We start from the raw sequence: 17995 nt of genomic DNA, 5'->3' as shown, positions 1-17995 counted from the left end.
CTGGAACGCTGGCGTCAACGGCCGTTCCGGGCACCGCACCATACGGCGTCCGGGGTGGCGCTGGTCGGCGGTGGCGGCAACCCGCGACCGGGTGAAATCTCACTGGCCCACGGCGGCGTTTTGTTCCTCGACGAGTTGCCTGAATACAGCCGCAAGGTGCTGGATGTATTACGCGAGCCGCTGGAAAGTGGCCGAATTGTGATCAGCCGTGCCCAGCGCAGCGTTACCTTTCCGGCCCGGTTTCAGCTGGTGGCGGCAATGAATCCCTGTCCGTGTGGCTATTTTGGTGATCCGTCTGGCCGCTGCCGCTGCAACGAAGAACAGGTACGGCGTTATCAGGGCCAGGCATCCGGCCCCTTGCTCGACCGTATTGATCTGCATGTCGAGGTGCCCGCGATTCCGGCAGCGCTGCTGCACCAGTCGGCACCGGGGGAAAGCAGCGCCGAGGTACAACAACGGGTACTGGCAGCCCGGCAACGACAGTTACAACGGCAGGGTTGCTGCAATGGAGAATTGAGTGGCAACGAGCGTGACCGGGTTTGCCAACTGACGGAGACCGACAGCGCCTGGTTTCTGGCGGCGGTGGAAAAACTCAATCTCAGCGCCCGTGGTTATCACCGAATGCTCAAGCTGGCGCGCACCATTGCCGACCTGGATGGGGCCGAATTGATAGGGCGGCGGCATTTGCTGGAAGCGGTCGGTTATCGCAGTCTGGATCGGTTTATCCGGGCCTCGGATTCGTCGGGATAATTCGTCGGGACACCTGATTCGTCGGGACACCCACCAAGCGCTATCAAACGGCCACGGACGGGTGAATGGCTCATAATGCAACTTTTACCCTCTCGCCCATGACGGCTTCCATCGCCATACTGGCCAGTCCGTTGCGCTGGCTGTCGCTGCGGGCGGTTTCCACCATCGGGGTGATGCCGTTATCTTGCTGGTCATCAGGGCGGAGGCTCCGTGCAATCATCGGATCATGAAACACCACTTACCACCGACGCAGAACGATACCGGGTTGTTTTTGCGGGGGTGTGTGCATTGATTCTCAGTGTCGGCCTGGCGCGTTTCGCCTATACCCCGATGTTGCCTGTGATGCAGCAAGAAGCGGGTATGTCGCCCTTGATCGGCGGCTGGCTGGCGACCTTTATTTATATCGGCTACACCACGGGCACGCTGATGGCGATGCTGATCAAAGACCCGTTGCGCCGCTATCGCCTCTACCGGCTGTGCCTGATACTGGCGCTGGCCAGTACTCTGGCCATGGGGTTTGTCACCAACGCCATCGTCTGGATGCTGTTGCGGTTTATTGGCGGGCTGTCGGGTATTGCCGGGATGTTGCTGGCCTCCGGGCTGGTGCTGAACTGGCTGATTCGGCATCGTCACCGGCCACGACTGGGGTTGCATTTTACCGGTGCCGGGCTGGGTATTATCGTCTCCGGGATCAGCGTCAGTCTGATGGGCAACTGGTTAAGCTGGGAGCAACAATGGATCGGTCTGGGGCTGTTGGGGCTGCTGTTTTTTATACCGGCCTGGTGCTGGATGCCACGTCCGGAAGTATTGCCGATTGGCCAGACCGCCAGTCATGCCCCTGTAGCTGCCAGCTCCCGGCGTTGGCTGGTATTGATGGCGGCGGCTTATTTTTGTGCCGGTTGTGGTTATGTGGTCGGCGCGACCTTTATTGTCGATATTCTGGAAGCCTTGCCCTTGCTGTCGGGTAACGGTGCCTGGGTCTGGGTGATTGTGGGATTGGCGGCGACGCCTTCAACGTTTTTGTGGGACAACGTCGCCCACCGGATCGGGCAAATTCCCGCGCTGTTACTGGCGTATGGTTTACAAATGCTGTCGATGTTGCTGCCAGCCATCAGCGACAACCTGGTGGTTAATCTGATCAGCGCCGCCCTCTGGGGAGGCACCTTTGTCGGGATCGTTAACCTGACACTGACCTTGATTGGTCGCCGTTTTCCGCACAACCCGTCCGGTGCTATGGCTGGGCTGACCTTGAGCTACAGCGTCTCGCAAATGGTGGCCCCGGCCATGACCGGTTACGTGATGATGCTTACCGGCCAATATCAGTCCGCGTTGCTGACGACCACCGCCGTTATGGCGATGGGCATCGCGCTGTTATTGCTGACGCACTGGCTGGAGCCAGAACAGCAGGCGGTGCCTGCCCAGGCATAAAAAAGTTTGCCCGGCGGTCATCGCCGGTAGCGGTGGGCGCAACCCCGCCTCCTGCGACCGGTACGCAAAGCCGACAGCGAAGCCTGATTTTGTCGTGTCTCTGAGCTAGAATGCAGGCCTGATTCAGAGGACATGTCGTGGTCGATTTAACCCAACTCAATCCCCGCCAACGCGAAGCCGCCAAATACATCGACGGCCCGCTACTGGTACTCGCAGGCGCCGGTTCCGGCAAAACCAGTGTGATCACCCGCAAGATCGCCTACCTGATCGATGCCTGTGGCATCAAGTCTCACCATATTGCCGCCGTGACCTTTACCAACAAGGCCGCCCGCGAAATGAAAGAGCGGGTCACCGCCCTGACCGGCAAAGGTGGCGCGCGCGGATTAACGGTCTCGACCTTCCACAACCTGGGCCTCAATATTATCCGCCAGGAGCTGGCCGCTTCGGGCTACAAGGCTGGCTTTTCCATCCTCGATCAGGACGACTGCAAGGGTATTATCCGTGACGTGATGCAACGCGAACACGGTGATGACGGCGATATGGTCGAGCTGGTGCAAAGCACCATTTCCAACCTCAAGAACGACCTGATCGCTCCGGCCGACGCCATCCAGCAGGCACAAAGCCAGCAAGAAATGCTGATTGCCCAGACCTACTCGATTTACCAGCGCATGCTGAAAGCCTACAACGCGGTGGATTTTGACGACCTGATCATGGTGCCAACGCTGCTGTTCCGCGATTTTCCTGATGTACTAACGCGCTGGCAGAAAAAAATCCGCTACCTGCTGGTGGACGAATACCAGGACACCAACACCTCCCAGTACGAAATGGTCAAGTCGCTGGTGGGGCATCGCACCGGGCTGACCGTGGTTGGCGACGACGACCAATCGATTTATGCCTGGCGTGGTGCACGGCCGGAAAACCTGTCGTTGCTGAAACAGGATTTTCCGACCCTGAAGGTCGTCAAGCTGGAGCAAAACTACCGCTCCACCGGCCTGATTCTGAACGCCGCCAACCGCGTGATCGACAATAACCCCCACGAGTTCCAGAAGCGGCTCTGGTCCGATATGGGCTACGGCGACCCGATCCGTATTCTCAAATGCCGCAACGACGAAATCGAAGCCGAGCGTATTGCTTCCGAAATTGTCGAACGGCGGCTGCGGTACGGCGCAGGCTACAAAGACTTCGCCATTCTCTATCGCGGCAACCACCAAAGCCGGATGATGGAAATGAAACTGCAAGGGTTTCAGGTGCCGTACAAGATCAGTGGTGGCCAGTCGTTTTTTGGTCGCAACGAAATCAAAGACATCATGGGCTACCTGCGGCTGCTGATTAACCCCAGCGATGACGCCGCCTTCCTGCGCATCATCAACACCCCGCGTCGGGAAATCGGCCCGACCACTATCGAAAAGCTCAGCGAATACGCCATGAAGCGTGGCACCAGCATGCTGTCGGCCACCACTGAAATGGGCCTTGAGCAACTGCTGACTCCCAAAGCCGTGGATCGGTTGCGCCGTTTTGGTCATTGGCTGGCAGGCATCACCCGTAATGCCTACAGTGACGACGCCATTGCTGCCATCAAGGAAATGATCGAAGACATCGATTACGAAGGCCATCTGGCGCAAAGCTCCGCAACGCCAAACCAGGCAGAACGGCGGATGAAAAACGTCTGGTTTCTGGTGGACTCCATCCAGAAAATGATCGACAAAGCCGAAGAAGTCGGTGACGAAGTCACCATCGAAGACGCCGTTGGCAAACTGATCTTGCGTGACATGCTGGAACAGCAGGAAAACGACGACGACTCCGACCAGGTGCAGCTGATGACCCTGCACGCTTCCAAAGGTCTGGAGTACCCCCACGTTTACATCGTCGGCATGGAAGAAGAACTGATGCCGCACCGCAACGCCATCGAAGCCGACACCATCGAAGAAGAACGCCGCCTGATGTACGTAGGCATCACCCGCGCCAAACGTTCGTTAACCCTCACCTACGCCGGTAAGCGCCGCCAGTATGGCGATGTCTCCGATACCACCCACTCCCGTTTCCTCGACGAACTGCCGCCGGACGATATTGAATGGGAAGGCAAAACCGAAACCACCCCGGAACAGCAAAAACAGCGCGGCCAAGAAACCCTGGCCGGGCTGAAAAACCTGTTTGGAGATTTGTAGGCGGGGATTTGTAGGAGCTAACGCGGACACCCACCATACGGCCGGAACCGGGCCCTACGCAATTATCCGCAATAAAACCCGGTATCCATGGCGGCTAATGCAATTTCATCTTCGGCTTGATCACCCGGGTCAGCCAGTCCAGAACCACAATAATGGCTCCCCGGAATTTGCCGTGAATCGCCAGCTGGTGCATGCGATATAACGACACATAAAACAGGCGGGCGAGGTTACCCTCAACAAACATGGACTTGCTGCTGAGGTTGCCCATCAAATTACCGACGGCGCTGTAACGGCTGAGGCTCACCAAGGAACCATGGTCGTGGTATTTGAACCCCTTCAGCGGCTTGTTCTCGCGTTCGTTAAGAATATTTTTATAGACGCAGCTGGCCATCTGATGGGCAGACTGGGCGCGGGGTGGCACCTGACTGCCGTCTTCCATGGTGAACGCACAGCAGTCGCCGATCACCCAAACATCCTTGAGTGGTTCGCCATCCGGATTATTGGCCTGCAAAAAATCGTTCACAATAATCTGATTGGCGCGGTTCAGCCCAAGTCCTTCAATCTGACGGATAAAATCCGGTGCCTTCACGCCCGCGGCCCAGACCATCAGGTCGGCATCGATACGGCTGCCGTCCTTGGTTTGCAGCCCTTGTTCATCGGCGGCACTGACCATCACCGCAGTCTGGATAGACACCCCCAGCTCGCGTAACTCCCGGGTGACGGCGGTGGATATACGCTCCGGCAGAGCAGGCAGTACCCGTGGCCCGGCCTCGACCAGCGTTACCTCCAGCTGATGCCGCGACATGCCCGCCATTCCGTAAGAGCGCAATAACTCAGTTACCCGATGCAACTCGGCAGACAACTCAACACCCGTTGCTCCGGCACCGACGATGGCAATGCGCAAACTGTCTCCCGGACGGTTCTGGTGAATATCGGTGAACTGATCGATCAGCGCGGTATGAAAGCGTCCCGCCTGCTTGTGGGAATCGAGCATATAACAGTGGGTCTGAATGCCCGGTGTACCGAAATCGTTGCTGATACTGCCAACCGCCAACACCAGCGTATCGTACTCAAGGCTGCGCGGTGGCATCAGGGTTTCTCCCTCCGCGTTACGACGAGGCGCCAGCGTCAGCGTTTTGCTGGCCAGATTCACATTGGTCAACTCGCCCAGTTCAAACTGATAGCCGTGACGCGCGCCATGGGCGTGGTACGACACGCTCTCGGTGCCGGTATCCAGCGTGCCTGTGGCCACCTCGTGTAACAGCGGTTTCCAGATATGGATGCGATTGCGGTCGAGCAAGGTAATACGGGCCTTGCCCTTGCGCCCGAGGGTGTGGCCCAGTTGCGTGGCCAGTTCCAGCCCTCCGGCACCCCCGCCAACGATGACGATATGCTGCAAGCTGTTGCTGGGGGGCTGGGTGTTGTTTGTGTTCATGTCCGCTCCTGTGAAAAGGTAAAAAGGTGAAAAACGGGTCGGGAAAAGGTGGAGCCTAACGGACGTACCATAGTCTGTTGTTGTTCATGTGGGCAATGATCCCGATGTCTCAGAATAGGACCGCAGGCCTTGTACCAGAGGTGGTCGCCTTGTCTACGAATAAAACGCTACGATGAATGTACGACGATATGTGTACGACAGATGATGGATACAGGCGGAGGCGACGAGGCATCTGACTATAATGAGAGGCGAAAATTCATCGTGCCTGGCTGGTGTGGTGGGGTCGGCTTCAAATAACACCGTTGCAGGGAGATTATCTTTGGCGTGATATTGACCGTTACTCTATTTATTCCGTGGATAAAGTCTCTGCTGTTCGGGAGCGAAAAAATGGCGTGTTTTTCCGTCGGCGATCAGGGACTCTTTGGCCCTTTCAAAATCAGCGAGCAGTATTTGGCTTCTCAACAGGAACAGAAAGGCTGACCATGATCCTGATGATCATTTGTAATGGATCAGGATCAAGGCGTCTATCCGCAGCGGCAGCGGGTACGAGGCGTTGAAAAACCAAACGGAATGGGCTTTATAGAGGATCGGCGGCTAGCCTGGATTCGGTACGAGCCGCCTGACGAGCGTTCAGTCATGTGAGACCTGTACTGACAACACTCGCGTCACGATTTGCCAAGGCTTATGGCTGGTACGTTCATTCTGGGATCGGGAAGCCGAAATCCCGGCCGTCAGTCACCCGTACATCGTTTTCCCAAGGCAGTTGGTAACGGTGGTTAACCATGTCTTGCATAAAGGTATAAGGGCAATCCTGTGCGCCCCCCTTGACCGCGACGTAACCCCGGTGGCCAAACTGGTAGATGTTATTTTCGACACCCCAGTGAATGCGGGCTTCGTCGATCAGATCAGGACGTACTTCTGCGCTGATAATCTCGTCCGTCAGGCCGTTGCCTTCCACTATGGGAACTCCATCAAAATTCACGAACATACCTTCGCCCATGGAGTTGAAGGTGCCTTCACTGCCAGCCAGACAAACACTTGCCGTTACCATCAGGTTACAGAAGGCGTTGGCCTGGTTGGTGATTTTCCAGGAATGGCGAATCGGTGCCGTATAGCCTGCTGTCCGTAGCATGATGTTGGCACCTTTGTAGGCACATTCTCGGGCCACCTCAGGGAACATGCCGTCGTGGCAGATCGCCAGTGACAGTGTACTGCCGTTGGGTCCTGCACACACAGGGATACCCAGATTGCCCGGTTCCCAAGGTTCGACCGGCACCCAGGGATGCAGCTTGCGATAGAAGAGTTTGATTTCACCTTCGTTGTCAATAATCACGCCGGTATTGTACGGATTACCTTCGGGGTTGAATTCCATAATGGAGAAGCAGCCCCAGATATCATGCTCCCGGCAGGCTGTCCGGAAGGCGGCCATTTCTGGCCCGTCCCGATTGCACATGATCTCGGGGTTGGTATCCATCGACAGTCCGTGCAGACAGTATTCCGGGAACACGACCAGGTCCATTACGGCCGACTGGCGCCGAGCCTTGCCGACCAGTTCACACACTCGCTGGGTCTGTTTTGCCAGTTGCGCTGGCGTCGATACGTCTGGCAACTGCAGTTGCACCAAACCAATAACCACTCCTGACGGTGATTTGTTCAAGCCACCAAGTCCACTCATGTTTTTCTCCGAGTCATATCGCCCGTGGCACTATCATTACGACGGGCGTAAAAAACAGGGCACGTGTTGAGACACGGCCACTCAATATTGTCAGATTGCTGGCGCGAGCAACCGCTGTGCATGCCAATCTTCATGGGCCCAGTCGCGTCGCGCAGATGGTTGTGGCGCTGATTCAGCGCCTTTGTTGGATCGTTGATCCAGGCCAAGTACGACCTAGACGATCAGTGCTAGTCCGATTAAAAGAGAGCCAGCGGCGGTGCGATAGTTTGCGGCGATGGTGGCAAGGCGATCGCCTGCCAGATGCTTCAGGCCGAAGACAATACCCAGTATCAGAGCTGCCTGAATCAGGCAGTAACCCACCAAATAAGAGAGCACCGGCGTGGCTTCGGCACCGACAATCGCTTCACCGTAGGCGTAGCCATGCAACAGCCCGGCAACGGTCGCCAAAGCCCATAGCAATTGGGTGCGGTCCAGTTTCTGCACGATCATAAACAGTCCGACCAGTGCACTGGTGGCAACAATGCCAATTTCAAAAAAGTGGATTTCAGGCACTGCCATCCGGCTCAGGGTGCCGATAATCGCCAACCCCAGGAACAGACTCACCTGAGAAAATACATGGCGGCTACAAAACGCCAGCAGCGCGGCAAAGCCGACCACAAACAGGAAATGATCCAGCTCGATGATTGGGTGCCCGATCCCGGATAACAGCCCCTGTACGGCCGTTTCCGGGGTCTGTCCTCCCATGGGGTGGTGAGCTTGCGCAGATAATGGCAATACCAGCAACATCAGTTTGAACGGTAGATATTTCATTTTGGCATCTCCGAAAGTAGAGTGTTCTGAGTGTTCACTTGGGTAGCTATTGACGTGATAGTTGTCAGAAATTGCGCAGCATCAGAGATCGTCGACAGATAACCACCCTCGATCTTCAGCAGCTCAATGGCAATGTCATGAGTGTGCTTGTCCGGCTCGGCGCAACAATCTTCCAGTACCAGTACGTTATAGCCCCGATCGGCAGCTTCTCGTACGGTGGAGCTAACGCAAACGCCCGTGGTTACGCCGGTGATGACCAGGTTCTCAATTTTTTTGTGGCGAAGAATGTCGTGCAGGTCGGTGCCATGAAATGCGCCGGTTCCTGCTTTGTCTATGATGACTTCGTCGGCACCGGGTTGCAGTTCGTCGATAAAATCCCAACCGTGCTCGCCGCGTACCAATAGCCGTCCCAGCGGGCCGTCACTGCCTATTTCGGCACCCGCCAGGGCGGTTTTCATTCGCTTGCAACGGGGTAAGTCAGACAGGTTGGGGCGGTGCCCTTCGCGGGTGTAAACCACTTCGATGCCGATCTGTTGGCAAGCTTTACGGACTGCCTGGATGTGAGGAATAACCGCCCGAGCAGGTCGCAGGTCGCCGCCGCGAGTATCCATGTAGCCGGAAGGGGCGCAGAAATCCCGCTGCATATCGATAATTATCAAGGCGGTTTTGCCTGGCAGTAACGGCCCTTCAATCGGGAAATCGTATGGATCACCTGGAATCATCATTGCACCACCTCCGGCCGAACGGATGTGTGGGAGTGGGTATGGGAGTGGGCCTGACGTTGCAGTTCCTGTCGATGTTCACCGGCTTCGAAGACTTCAACTTCTCGCGCACTGAGCTGCTCTGGCTGCCATAAATTGCGCGCTTCCAGCAGGCTTTGCAGAGCTTCCAGCCAGCAGCTGTAGTAGTCGTCATCGGTGGTTATGCAACCGCCTTTCTCTTGCCGTTGGATACGTTCGATTAATGACTGCTGGAATTGTGGAAGGGTGAACAGTTGTTTTTTGCTGGCCGCCAGCGTCATGCCAAACAGACGTGCGGACCAAGGGGTGTTAAAGGTCAGGTTTTCAAAACCAGACTGGCGCAGGGCCGTTACCAGAGAGTCTGATTGCATCTTAATTGTCCTGGCTGTTGGGTGAAATGGCGATGGTGCGGGAAACCCCGATCATATGATCACGGCTGATCAGCTCGATCAGTTCCTCTTCACTCAGGTGTTCTGTCTCGGCCGGGCGTTCGGGCATGACCAGATAACGAATTTCAGACACGCTATCCCAAACCCGGACTTCGATATCGTCGGTCAGCGTGACCCCCATTTCGGTCAGCACCTTGCGTGGCTCGCGCACCAAGCGGGAACGGTAAGCGCTTGATTTGTACCACACCGGCGGTAATCCCAGAATCGGCCAGGGGTAGCAGGAGCAGAGCGTACATACCACCACGTTATGTACTGTGGGTGTGTTTTCCACCACATGCAGCATCTCGGTCTCCGGGCCACCGATGCCCAGTTCATTACAGGCATCCAGACCATTGGCCAGCAGTCGCTGTTTGAAGGCGGGATCGACCCAGGCGCGAGCAATGACGCTGGCCCCGGTTTTGGGGCCAACATTTTCTTCGTAGTGCTTGACCACCTGGTCCACGTCGTCTGACGACAGCACGTTGATTTCATTCAACAGGCTCTCGATCGCTTCAGTCCGAATGGCCTGCCAGGCTTTTTTCGGATGTTCGTGGTTATGGCTCATTGTTGCTTCTCCTGCTCTGGTTCCAGATGGTCTTCACTGAGGTCGATATAAACGTATGAATTGGGTTCGGCATGGGCTTCTCCCCAGAGCACTTGTGCTTCAAACCGCACCGTATAGACCGCCTGCAGGTTCTCACCCTGATGATGCGCGCGGGTATCTGGTAACACCCAGGCCTGATCATTTACTCGGAACACCTGCCCTGACTTGCCTCGGGTGTACCCCGTCACCCGGGTATGGCCGGGTGGATGGATATTGCGCACCCGTACCCATTGCCCTTCCGCAAAAATCGGTTCAACGGTGACTTCTTTGCGCCAGGCGCCCCAGGGGATTTTGTCGGCTTCCGCCAGCGGCCAGTTGCGGCCTTCGGAATGGAGTGGTGCAAACTCGCGCTTGTCGGCAGCGATTTCGGCGACTCGCTGTTCCACTTCGTTCAAACTCAGAATATTACGCCGATAGAGAATCCGCTCCATGGCAAACATCCAGCGCCCATAGTAGGTGTGGCTGATGTAGTCTTCCGGTTGCATCAGCTCGATTTCGTGCCGATGCTCATCCAGATTCCAGACGCCTAGCCCGTCAATCACCTGTACCATGCAGAAAATACGACTGCCCCATTCGGTGGTGAATACCGGTTCGTTAGGGTCAACGTTCACCAGACCAAAGCCATGTAAACCGCCCATATCATGAATGCCGTTCATCAAGTGCTCCTGTTAGTAAATGACGCGCTCGACCTTTTTTTGCAGTTCGAGGTAGTCGTATGAATAACGGTCGAGCATGGCCGACGCTGTTGTGTTTGCATCAATCAGAAAATCGGCCGGATTGCCGCCCAGAACCAGTACCCGGTCTCCCACGGTAATGGCTTCTTCCACATCGTGAGTCACCATCACCATAGAGGTGCCAGTGTCTGCTTGCAGTTCTCGGATCAGGGTGTGCATATGGCGTTTGAGGCTGATATCCAGAGCACTGAAGGGCTCATCAAGCAGCAGCACTTTGGGCCGAGTAATCAGCGCCCGAGCGATGGCTGTGCGTTGCTTCATGCCGCCAGAAAGCTCGTGTGGATACTGTTTTGCAGCGTCAGTCAGTCCGACGCTGGCTAGAATTTCCTTCACGGCTGTTACCTGGTCGCGGGTGTCATCCTTGCGAAACCGCAGGCCAAACTTGACGTTGCCTTCAACCGTCAGCCAGGGGAACAGGTTGTTCTCCTGAAAGATCATGACGATCTCTGGCGTCGGGCCATTCATAAAGCGCTGCTTGTACAACACACCGCCGGTATCCTCGGGTTGGATAAACCCGCCCAGCGTTCTCAGTAATGTACTTTTGCCACAACCGGAACGACCCAGAATCGTGGTAATACGCCCGGCATCGATCTCCAGGTTCATGTTTTGCAGGGGGCTGGGGACAGAACCCTTTCGGGTTGGAAAATTCACCGTCAAATTGTCCAGCGAAAACACCTGACGAGGCTCAGTATTGAAGCTGTTCATTACACTCTCCACCACAAGATACGCTTGCCAATAAAGGCTAGAATGCGGTCAACCAGAAATCCGGATACGCCGATAATCAACATGCCGAACATGATCAGTTCGTTGTTGAACAGGTTACGTCCCATCATGATGATTGCCCCGAGGCCATCTCGCATGCCAACCATCTCGGCAACCAGGACTGCCATCCAGGCGGCAATAAAGTTGGTGCGCAGTAAGGTAAATACCCCCGGTAGAATGGCGGGAAAAACAACCCAGACCCAGCGCTGCCACTTGCTGGCTCCAAGGTTGCCAGACACGGTGATGTATTCTTCCGGCACCCGGCGAATCTCTGCCAGCGTGCCAATGGTGAGGATGAAATAGACCCCCATAAAGACGATGAATACCGCGGTGCCGTTGTTGATCCCAAAGACGACAATAGCCAAAGGGATCCAGGCGATCGGTGCAATCGGTGCCAGCACATACAGCAGCGGTGAGATGCACCAGGTAACGAAGCGAGACAGGCCAATCAGCATGCCGGTAATCAGTGCCGCGACAAACGCCAGCGCCATACCCGCAAACACACGCCCGAAGGTAGCCAGAATCGCTTCATCCAGAGAGGCAGCCTGGGAACCCAGGCCAATCCGGAAACCACTTTCCACAACCATTGAGAGAAACTCGCTGGGGGGCGGCATAACGGTGGTGAACGTGAGTTCGTTATGGCCAGCCACTTCCCAGAGCACAATGATCAGGCAGAAAAACAGAGTGCCAACCCCCCAAGGGGCCACTCGTTCCCAGGCAATGGACTTCATGCTCACTGCTCCAGAGATTCAATCATGCCTGTGCGGAAAATATCGGTTGCGGCAATCTTGCCGTCGATATAACCCAGCTTGGACATTTCATCGACAACGTACTGTATGGACTCAACATCCGGCGAGAACGAAATAGGTGACGGCGCGCTGTTAAAGGCTGTTTTCAGTACTGCATCTGGCACGCGATAGTAATTGCCGCCCTGCAGTAGAGACATGGCTTTGTCGACGTCGGTGTTGATGATATCGGCTGCGCAGATCATTCCTTTGAGCAAGGCTTCCACGACTTCAGGTTTTTCATCCAGGGTCGATTGCAGCACGCTGACTACAGTATTCGGAGCTCTCTCAGCCCAGGCGGTGGCGTTGTCAGTCAGGCGGGTCGCAGTGCCCTTTTCGATCATCTCGGAGGTGTATGGTTTGATGTGACTGAGAATATCGACGCCGCTGCGGAAGGCTTGCACCATGGCTAGCAGGTCATCGAAGTAAATGAACTCGACATCGTCGGCCGACAAGCCGACACGTTGTAGCTCGGTAATCATGATCAGCTCCAGGGTATCGCCCTGCAGCACGGCAATTTTCAGTTTCTTGCCGCCGGAATCCACATGTTTTTTCAGATCTTCCATTGAGTTCAGATCAAGCCCGCTCTGGGCGATGACTTCCATCACACCCCAACCGCCAGCGGCAGCCACCACTCGGATCGGTACACCACTGCTGGCGGCAAAGAATGGCAACGTGAAAGGGTTGATATTGAAATCCAGAGAGCCACCAGCCAGCGCGGCATTGTTATCGCCAGGGTTGGCAAAAAAACGGGTATCGACCGCCAGACCTTGCTGCTCAAAACAACCGCTCTCAACACCGACAAACAACGGAGCCATATCCAGAGCCACCAAATGTCCGACCGTTACGGGAGTCAGGTCCGACTCTGCGTTGGCTGGTAACGCGGTGCTTAATGCAATGGCAGTGGCCAGCGCGGTAATAGTGCTTCGAATAACCATAATATTTCTCCGGTTTACTAAGTATGAATCGGGTTGAAGTTACCAATTAAGACTAGTCCACCGGATAGGGTCTAAAAATAGTCGTGAATCCATGTTTACTTTCACGAACTGGAGGGTATAGGCGGGATTTAAATACTTACGCCTCAATCGAGAGCGAGTCTGTAATCAAGCGCTCTTTATTAGTGCGGTCGGCCAGCATTCTAGCCGCCGATTTTTGTTCGAGGTTATCTTTTCGGTAGGCCATGAACACCTGAGAATAATGCACAAAATGCTCTGGCATCAGCGCAACCAGTCGTCCTTCCTCCAGCCAGGGGCGGGCATAGTGCTCGGGAAGGAAGCCAATAAACGGCCCGTGCAGGATCATCATCGCGGATTCTTCCACATTGCAGACCGTCGCAATCACACTCTCATGATCTTGGGCAATAAAGGCGAATTCGCGCTTCTGCATAAAATGGCGCACCACTTTTTTCTCATTAACAATCGTGTTGGCAAGTTCCCGACGATCTTTCACTCCTGCCAGTCGGTGATCTGGCCGACATACCAGCACATCCCGCTCGAAATACAGCGGTTCATAAGTGAGATCACTGTGGTGTTGATCAAAGATACCAATGCCAATATCCAGACTATTGTTGATCAAGCCTTTTTCGATGGCTTCGGGCGAAAGCACTTCGATTGTCAAATTGGTGGGCTTGTCTGGCTGGTAGGTACTGTAAAACCAGGATAATGCCCGGTGTAATGGGCAGGTGTCATCCGTTGCCAGGTTATCGATAATGCCAAGATGAATGGCATCCTTCTGGCTGTTGCGCAGCTGCTGCGTTTTGGCTTGAAAACTTTTTACGGCGGCGAAAAACTCCACCATGGTCTGATGAAAAACTTCACCTTTTTGCGTCAAGCGAAAGCCACTACGGCCACGCTGGCAGAGGCGGAATCCAACCCGTGCTTCCAATTGGTTCATATGGTTGCTAATGGTGGATGTACTGATGTTCAGCTCTTCCTGAGCGCTGTGAAATCCTTTGGTTTCTACAACGGCTTGAAATACTCGTAGTAGTCGAAGGTCAATATCAGAAAGGTTCATGCTCAGCTCTCGGTAAACAGAATCGCAAGAGGACGAAGCAATATCGCGACCACAAGCCTGGAAAAGACTGGGAAATGAAAGTGACTATAAGAAAAATACTGTCTTAGTGGGCATGAGTGTAGATGGTCATTCCGTTTGTGCCAGCTTCCCTGGCGGGTCATCGCGCAACCCGCCAAGGGAGATACCTCGGAGCTTCTGGCTTCCGATCTCTGGTCAGACGATCAAGGACATTACAGGCCGCGTGATGTATACAACGTTTGCAGCAAACCCCGAACCCGCTCAGCCAGCTCGGGCACTGGGCCTTCGACCGGAATGAATGGAGAGATAGCGTTGATTGGCATTGGATTTACCGTAGGAGTAGGAACCCCCATTTCGATCAGCCATTTGCCGTATTGCTCTGCAGAGCTGGCGTAGACAATCCGTCCCAGACCAACCAGGCCATGAGCGGCAGCACACATCGGGCAATGTTCGCCAGAGGTATACACGGTTGCTGTTGCACGCTCGCTTTCTGTCATGTTGCTGGCCGCCCAGCGGGCAACTGCAAACTCAGGGTGCAGAGTATCGTCACCGGTGCCGATGTGGTTGTGATCTTCAAACAGCACTTCACCTGTTTCCGATACTAATACAGAGCCGAAAGGCTCATTGCCTTTGCTCAAGGCCGTTTCTGCCAGTACGACAGTGCGCTCAAGATGAGTCTTGTCGATATCAGTAATCATGGGGGCATCCTGTATAAATTGATTGGGTTAACGTGACCCGGCAAAGACTAGCCTGTCGAATTGATGCCAAAAATAGTCGCGACTCCATGTTTACTTTCACCAACAGCGAGGTATCGGTGCCGCCCTCGGAGAATATAGAGAGGGTTGTTGGTATATCAGCGCTGATGTGATCTGGTGTGCGGAAGGGTGAAAGGCACTTCATCCGTGCGCGTGTGATGTCAGAGACGACCGGGCTGGCAATACGACTTCCCCCCTGTTCAGGGCATATTCCCCAATCCAAGTGCCCAGCCCACTGATTGTGCTGTTTTCCAACTACCGGCTATCCATTAAGCTGTTTATCAAACCGAAGTTTGAGAGACATCCACTGACAGCGATCAAGCTCTATATATGAAAACCCCTTTTCAGCTCCGCCCCTACCAGCAGGAAGCCGTTGATGCCACGCTGAGGCACTTCCGCCAATTCGACGATTCGGCGGTTATTGTGTTGCCCACTGGTGCCGGGAAGAGTCTGGTCATTGCCGAGCTGGCCCGTCTGGCTCGGCGCAAGATTCTGGTGCTGGCCCACGTCAAAGAGCTGGTTGAGCAGAACCACGCCAAATACCAGAGCTACGGGGTGACGGCTGGCATTTTCTCCGCCGGGTTAAAACGCAAGGAGAATCGGCACCAGGTCACTTTCGCCAGCGTGCAGTCCGTCTCCGCCAACCTTGATCAGTTCGGGGATGAATATTCCCTGCTGATCATCGACGAATGTCACCGGGTCAGTGGTGAGGAAACCAGTCAGTATCAAAAAATCATCGATCAGCTACGGCAACGGAACCGCGCTCTCAAGGTACTTGGGCTGACCGCCACGCCCTACCGTTTAGGCATGGGCTGGATCTACCGTTATCACTACCGGGGTTTTGTTCGCAGTGAACAGGACAAGCCCTTTGTGCGCTGTATTTATGAACTGCCGTTAAGGTACATGATTAACAACGGCTACCTCACCCGCCCGGAACTGGTGGACGCCGCTGTGGCGCAATACGATTTCTCCGCCTTGACGCAAAACCGCTTTGGTGAATACGCCGAAAAAGACGTAAACCAGCTGTTAGGCAAGCACCAACGGGTGACCCGGGCCATTATCGAACAGGTGATGGAACTGGCTGCTGAGCGCCAGGCGGTGATGATCTTTGCCGCCACGGTGGAGCACGCCAAAGAGATCACCGGCTATCTGCCGGAACAGCAAACTGCCTTGATTACCGGCGCTACCGAGCAGAATGAGCGGGACTCCTTGATCCTGCGCTTCAAGCAGCGGCAGCTGAAGTATCTGGTGAATGTATCCGTACTCACCACTGGCTTTGACGCACCTCATGTGGACGTTATTGCCATTCTGCGCCCAACCCAGTCGGTGAGCCTGTATCAGCAGATTGTGGGCCGGGGTCTGCGGCTGGATGAAGGCAAGCAGGATTGCCTGGTGATTGATTACGCTGGCAACCGGGTCAATCTGTACCACCCGGAAGTGGGGGAGAAGAAACCCAATCCGGATAGTGAGCCGGTGCAGGTGTTCTGCCCGGCCTGTGGGTTTGCCAATATTTTCTGGGGCAAAACCGATGGTCACGGCCATGTGATTGAACACTACGGGCGTCGTTGTCAGGGGTTGCTGGAACCTGAGGAAGAGGATGGGCCGGGAGCGCAGTACGAGCGTCCGCAGCAGTGTGATTACCGCTTCCGCTTCAAGGAGTGCCCCCACTGCGGTAGCGAGAATGACATCGCCGCCCGTAACTGCCATCAGTGCCAACAAGCCATTATCGACCCGGATGATCAGCTCAGGGACGCCCTGAAACTGAAAAATGCCATGGTGATCCGCTGTGCCGGGATCACCCTGAGCAGCCACAGAGACAAACCCGATAGCAAGCTGAAGATCACCTACCACGGTGAAGACGGGGAGGAGTTGGGCGAGTCCTTCGATTTCAGCAAGTCAGCACAACGCCACGTCTTTAACCGATTGTTTGGTCGGCGTTGCGGCAATAGTCAGACCCCGAAAGAGTTCAGTCGGATCGAAGAAGTGCTTGAGGTGCAGGCCCAGCTACCGGCACCGGACTTTGTTATAGCCCGCAAACAAAAACACTACTGGCAGGTGCAGGAGCGGATCTTTGATTATCAGGGGAATTACCGCAAGGCAAACGAAGTGTAGGGACGCCCTCTGTGGCGGTTTGTAACGCAGGGATACGGACAGCGCCGTGGCAATATCCTGGAACAGATAAAAGCGCAAGGATGCCGGTGTCTGGCTATATAACTCAAGACGCTCCTGCAGATTGAAGATGGTGGTTGGTTATTTGCTCAGGTCTTTGCGGCAGCGTTGATCTAACTGTCGAATCAAATCAAGCGCTTGTTGCAGCTCTTGTGCCGTCAGGTTGTCGGATAAGACCTCAACCCAGTGGTGTTGCCGTACATCCGCCAGTCGGTATTTTTCGCTACCTGCCTCTGTCATGACAATCAGTTTTGCTCTTTTGTGATCCGGGTTGTCTTTGCATATTAAAAGACCCTCTTTGACCAGATCGTTCACGACCCGTTGTACGGACTGTCTTGCCAGACCCATTCGGCGAGCAATGCTGGCAACAGTGGGGTTGTGTTCTTCCATTGTGATTGCGCCAAGCACTTGCCACCGAGCGCTTGTTAATCCCAAACCGCGCACCAGGTTGTCACCTGTTTCGCGCAATGTGCCATTAAATCGGAAGATTTCAAGAATAAGATCGGTAAGTACTTCACTACGCTTCACGCGCTGGGTCATTGGTTGATTTCCTTTACGATTTTGTAATGCCACTGTATTCGGAGCGCCGCGGATAGTACTGACGCCAAGTTCTCTGTACCAGTACACCGCTCTTATTCTACTTGAGGATGGGCACTGATACTGATCGGTTGGTGAATTGCGATGGTTTCGTGGGAGATCCCTTGGTCTAGCATGATAAAAAACT

18 protein-coding genes are annotated in these 17995 nt (G+C 54.9%); 4 read left to right on the top strand and 14 right to left on the bottom strand.

The features are described from left to right. On the top strand, nt 1–750 hold a 750-nt coding region (locus tag Q8W32_RS14765), incomplete at its 5' end, for a YifB family Mg chelatase-like AAA ATPase (protein ID WP_305415492.1). A 70-nt stretch (nt 751–820) separates the two neighbouring features. Here the strand turns inward: Q8W32_RS14765 and Q8W32_RS14760 are convergent. Continuing rightward, a complete protein-coding gene (locus Q8W32_RS14760; protein WP_305415491.1) occupies nt 821–970 on the bottom strand; it encodes a hypothetical protein in 150 nt (49 codons plus the stop codon). Here Q8W32_RS14760 and Q8W32_RS14755 point away from each other — a divergent pair. Both Q8W32_RS14755 and rep read left to right on the top strand, forming a co-directional pair. After that, nucleotides 961–2178, top strand: a complete 1218-nt coding sequence (locus tag Q8W32_RS14755; protein ID WP_305415490.1) for a YbfB/YjiJ family MFS transporter — start codon at nt 961–963, stop codon at nt 2176–2178. The genes Q8W32_RS14760 and Q8W32_RS14755 overlap by 10 nt on opposite strands. 137 nt (nt 2179–2315) lie before the next feature. Next, nucleotides 2316–4343, top strand: a complete 2028-nt coding sequence (gene rep / locus Q8W32_RS14750) for a DNA helicase Rep (protein ID WP_305415489.1) — start codon at nt 2316–2318, stop codon at nt 4341–4343. Between the two features lie 94 nt (nt 4344–4437). On the opposite strand, the gene Q8W32_RS14745 is transcribed toward rep, so the two are convergent. From Q8W32_RS14745 to Q8W32_RS14690, 12 genes are all read right to left on the bottom strand, one after another. After that, nucleotides 4438–5778, bottom strand: a complete 1341-nt coding sequence (locus Q8W32_RS14745; protein ID WP_305415488.1) for an NAD(P)/FAD-dependent oxidoreductase — start codon at nt 5776–5778, stop codon at nt 4438–4440. A gap of 697 nt (nt 5779–6475) precedes the next feature. Beyond that, nucleotides 6476–7453, bottom strand: coding sequence for a formamidase (locus Q8W32_RS14740; RefSeq protein ID WP_305415487.1), 978 nt, complete (start codon nt 7451–7453; stop codon nt 6476–6478). Between the two features lie 213 nt (nt 7454–7666). Then, nucleotides 7667–8263 (bottom strand): HupE/UreJ family protein, encoded by a 597-nt coding sequence (locus tag Q8W32_RS14735; protein ID WP_305415486.1) that lies wholly within the window; start codon nt 8261–8263, stop codon nt 7667–7669. Further along, complete coding sequence (locus Q8W32_RS14730) at nt 8260–8988, bottom strand: cysteine hydrolase family protein (RefSeq protein WP_303431055.1); 729 nt, start codon at nt 8986–8988, stop codon at nt 8260–8262. Before Q8W32_RS14730 ends, Q8W32_RS14735 begins: the two co-directional genes overlap by 4 nt. After that, entirely contained in the window at nt 8985–9374 is a 390-nt protein-coding gene (locus Q8W32_RS14725; protein WP_303431054.1) for a nitrile hydratase accessory protein, read from the bottom strand. Before Q8W32_RS14725 ends, Q8W32_RS14730 begins: the two co-directional genes overlap by 4 nt. 1 nt (nt 9375) lies before the next feature. Beyond that, entirely contained in the window at nt 9376–9996 is a 621-nt protein-coding gene (gene nthA / locus Q8W32_RS14720; protein WP_303431053.1) for a nitrile hydratase subunit alpha, read from the bottom strand. After that, nucleotides 9993–10691 (bottom strand): nitrile hydratase subunit beta, encoded by a 699-nt coding sequence (gene nthB, locus Q8W32_RS14715; RefSeq protein ID WP_303431052.1) that lies wholly within the window; start codon nt 10689–10691, stop codon nt 9993–9995. Before nthB ends, nthA begins: the two co-directional genes overlap by 4 nt. A 12-nt stretch (nt 10692–10703) precedes the next feature. Beyond that, nucleotides 10704–11474 carry an ABC transporter ATP-binding protein gene (locus Q8W32_RS14710; RefSeq protein WP_305415484.1) on the bottom strand — a complete coding sequence of 257 codons (771 nt, stop codon included), beginning with the start codon at nt 11472–11474 and terminating at the stop codon, nt 10704–10706. Further along, nucleotides 11474–12262 (bottom strand): ABC transporter permease, encoded by a 789-nt coding sequence (locus tag Q8W32_RS14705; RefSeq protein WP_303431050.1) that lies wholly within the window; start codon nt 12260–12262, stop codon nt 11474–11476. Before Q8W32_RS14705 ends, Q8W32_RS14710 begins: the two co-directional genes overlap by 1 nt. Nucleotides 12263–12264: 2 nt before the next feature. Further along, nucleotides 12265–13254 carry an ABC transporter substrate-binding protein gene (locus Q8W32_RS14700; RefSeq protein WP_305415483.1) on the bottom strand — a complete coding sequence of 330 codons (990 nt, stop codon included), beginning with the start codon at nt 13252–13254 and terminating at the stop codon, nt 12265–12267. Between the two features lie 136 nt (nt 13255–13390). Beyond that, on the bottom strand, nt 13391–14329 hold the full coding sequence (locus Q8W32_RS14695) for a LysR family transcriptional regulator (RefSeq protein ID WP_303431048.1): 939 nt from the start codon (nt 14327–14329) through the stop codon (nt 13391–13393). A 230-nt stretch (nt 14330–14559) separates the two neighbouring features. Beyond that, the gene (locus Q8W32_RS14690; protein ID WP_303431046.1) at nt 14560–15045 is read right to left on the bottom strand and encodes a nucleoside deaminase; all 486 of its coding nucleotides are present in this window, start codon (nt 15043–15045) and stop codon (nt 14560–14562) included. A 387-nt stretch (nt 15046–15432) separates the two neighbouring features. Between Q8W32_RS14690 and Q8W32_RS14685 the strand changes: the two genes are divergently transcribed. After that, nucleotides 15433–17214, top strand: a complete 1782-nt coding sequence (locus Q8W32_RS14685; RefSeq protein ID WP_305415482.1) for a DEAD/DEAH box helicase — start codon at nt 15433–15435, stop codon at nt 17212–17214. A gap of 138 nt (nt 17215–17352) precedes the next feature. Here Q8W32_RS14685 and Q8W32_RS14680 read toward each other — a convergent pair whose 3' ends face one another. Next, complete coding sequence (locus tag Q8W32_RS14680) at nt 17353–17811, bottom strand: MarR family winged helix-turn-helix transcriptional regulator (RefSeq protein ID WP_305415481.1); 459 nt, start codon at nt 17809–17811, stop codon at nt 17353–17355. Nucleotides 17812–17995: the final 184 nt, after the last annotated feature.

It is taken from the genome of Oceanobacter sp. 3_MG-2023, from assembly GCF_030688925.1.
Classification (GTDB): Bacteria; Pseudomonadota; Gammaproteobacteria; order Pseudomonadales; family Oceanobacteraceae; genus Oceanobacter.
Note: the sequence above shows the minus strand (reverse complement) of the source record. Positions and strands in the feature narration are given on the sequence as shown.